The 1,997-nt window shown below is 69.5% G+C and carries 3 protein-coding genes; all 3 read left to right on the forward strand.

All coding sequences use genetic code 11. From position 1 onward, the window contains the following. The coding region (locus EQG76_RS20080; protein WP_159716126.1) for a hypothetical protein at positions 1 to 184 on the forward strand (184 nt) is incomplete at its 5' end. Then, positions 175 to 1,686: a sugar ABC transporter ATP-binding protein gene (locus EQG76_RS20085; RefSeq protein WP_200840964.1), complete on the forward strand. Its 1,512-nt coding sequence runs from the start codon at positions 175 to 177 to the stop codon at positions 1,684 to 1,686. The genes EQG76_RS20080 and EQG76_RS20085, both read left to right, overlap by 10 nt. Continuing rightward, positions 1,676 to 1,997 (forward strand): ABC transporter permease subunit (locus tag EQG76_RS20090; RefSeq protein WP_407925556.1); only part of this gene is annotated, 322 nt, incomplete at its 3' end. The genes EQG76_RS20085 and EQG76_RS20090, both read left to right, overlap by 11 nt.

Consider the following 1,997-nt stretch of genomic DNA (forward strand, 5'->3'; position numbering starts at 1 on the left):
TATCGGCCTGCGCGCGGTGCTCTACACGCTCACCGGCAAGGAGATCCCGGACGCCCAGGACTATGCCGAGCCCGGCAAGACCCTGGTGCTGCCGGATTCGCCGGTAGTGACCGCCGCCAACGCCGATGAGTGGATCGGCCGCGGCTGGGGCGACTTTGAGCCGACGCCGGATCCTTGCCGCTGAAGGCCGGCGCGCTGCCGGTGACGCCGCTTCTCGCTGTCCGGGGCCTGGGCAAGAGCTTTTCCGGCAACGTGGTCCTCTCCGACCTGGACTTCGCGGTGCATGCCGGCGAGGTCCAGGCACTGGTCGGCGAGAACGGTGCCGGCAAGTCCACCCTCATCAAGGTGCTGGGCGGCGTCTACCAGCCGGATCGCGGCGAGCTGCTGGTCGAGGGGGAGCCCACCCGCCTGCGCTCGCCGCGCGACGCGCTGGCCCGCGGCATCGTGGTGATCCAGCAGGAACTGTCGCTGGCCCCGCATCTGTCGGCCGAGGAGAACATCTTCCTGGGCCATTTCCCGACCACCCGGTTCGGCACGGTTGCGAAGGGCGAGATGCGCCGGCGTGCGGCGGAACTCCTGGACAGCCTGTCGATCGAGATCGACCCGTCCGTGCCGGTCGGGCGGCTCAGCATCGCCCAGCAGCAGATGGTCGAGATCGCCAAAGCGATCTCGCTCCAGGCCAGGGTGCTGGTGCTGGACGAGCCCACCGCCGTGCTCGACGAGAAGCGGGTCGCCACCCTGTTCGCCCTGGTCGCCCGCCTCAAGGCGCAAGGCCTGGGCATCGTGTTCATCTCCCATCACCTGGAGGAGGTGTTCCGGATCTGCGACCGGGTCACGGTGCTGCGCGACGGCAGGAAGACCGGCGAGGCGCCGATCGGCGAGATCGACCAGGAATGGCTGGTCGCCCGGATGATCGGCCGGGACTTCCCGGCCCATGCCCGCCAGGCGCGCCGCTCCGGCAAGCCGGCGCTGGAGCTGCGCGGCCTGTCCCGTCGCGGCGAGTTCGAGGACGTGTCCTTCGCGGTGCACGAGGGCGAGATCGTGGGCTTGGCCGGGCTGGTCGGCGCCGGGCGGACCGAGGTGGCACGCGCCATCGTCGGCTTGGCCCGGCCGAGTGCCGGGACGATCCGGCTGCATGGCCAGGACGTGCGCATCGACGACCCCGGCAAGGCGGCGCGCCTGGGCATCAGCTACCTGACCGAGGACCGCAAGGCGCAGGGCCTCCTGCCCAACCGCCCGGTGCGCGAGAACGCGACCATCTCCAGCCTTGGCCGGTTCACGCGCTTGGGCGTGCTGAACCTGGTCAAGGAGCGGGCTTATGTCCGCGACATGATCGGCAAGCTGGACGTGCGCTCGGCTGGCATGGGCACCGAGATCCGCTACTTGAGCGGCGGCAACCAGCAGAAGGTGCTGATCGGTCGGGCGCTGGCGGTGGAGCCCAGGGTGCTGATCGTCGACGAGCCGACCCGTGGGGTCGACATCGGCGCCAAGCAGGAAATCTACGCGCTCATCGAGCAGCTGGTGGCGCGCGGCGTGGCGATCGTCCTGATCTCCTCGGAGATGGAGGAGGTCCTGCGCCTGTCCGACCGGATCGTCGTGCTCCGCCGGGGGCGCGTCGCCGCAACGCTCAGCCGTGAAGAAGCGAGCGAGGAAACCATCATGAGGTCCGCAGCCCTTGCCGCATGAAGCTACTCACCTCGGCTACGGCGCCATGCTGCGCCGGGTCGGTGCCGGCAGGCTCGGCGGCCTGATCGCACTGGTCGCGCTGATCGTGATCGCCTCGCTCCTGTCGGACCGGTTCCTGACCGTGCCGAACCTGTTGAACGTGCTGCGCCAGATCGCGATCGTCGGCATCCTCGCGATGGGCATGACCTTCGTGATCCTGACCGCCGGGATCGACCTGTCGATCGGCTCGATCCTGGGCCTGTCGGTGGTGCTCTATGCCGGGCTGCTGGAAAGCTGGGGCCTGCCGGTGGCGATCACGCTTGGCATGCTGG

It is taken from the genome of Geminicoccus flavidas, assembly GCF_009806515.1.
GTDB lineage: Bacteria > Pseudomonadota > Alphaproteobacteria > Geminicoccales > Geminicoccaceae > Geminicoccus > Geminicoccus flavidus.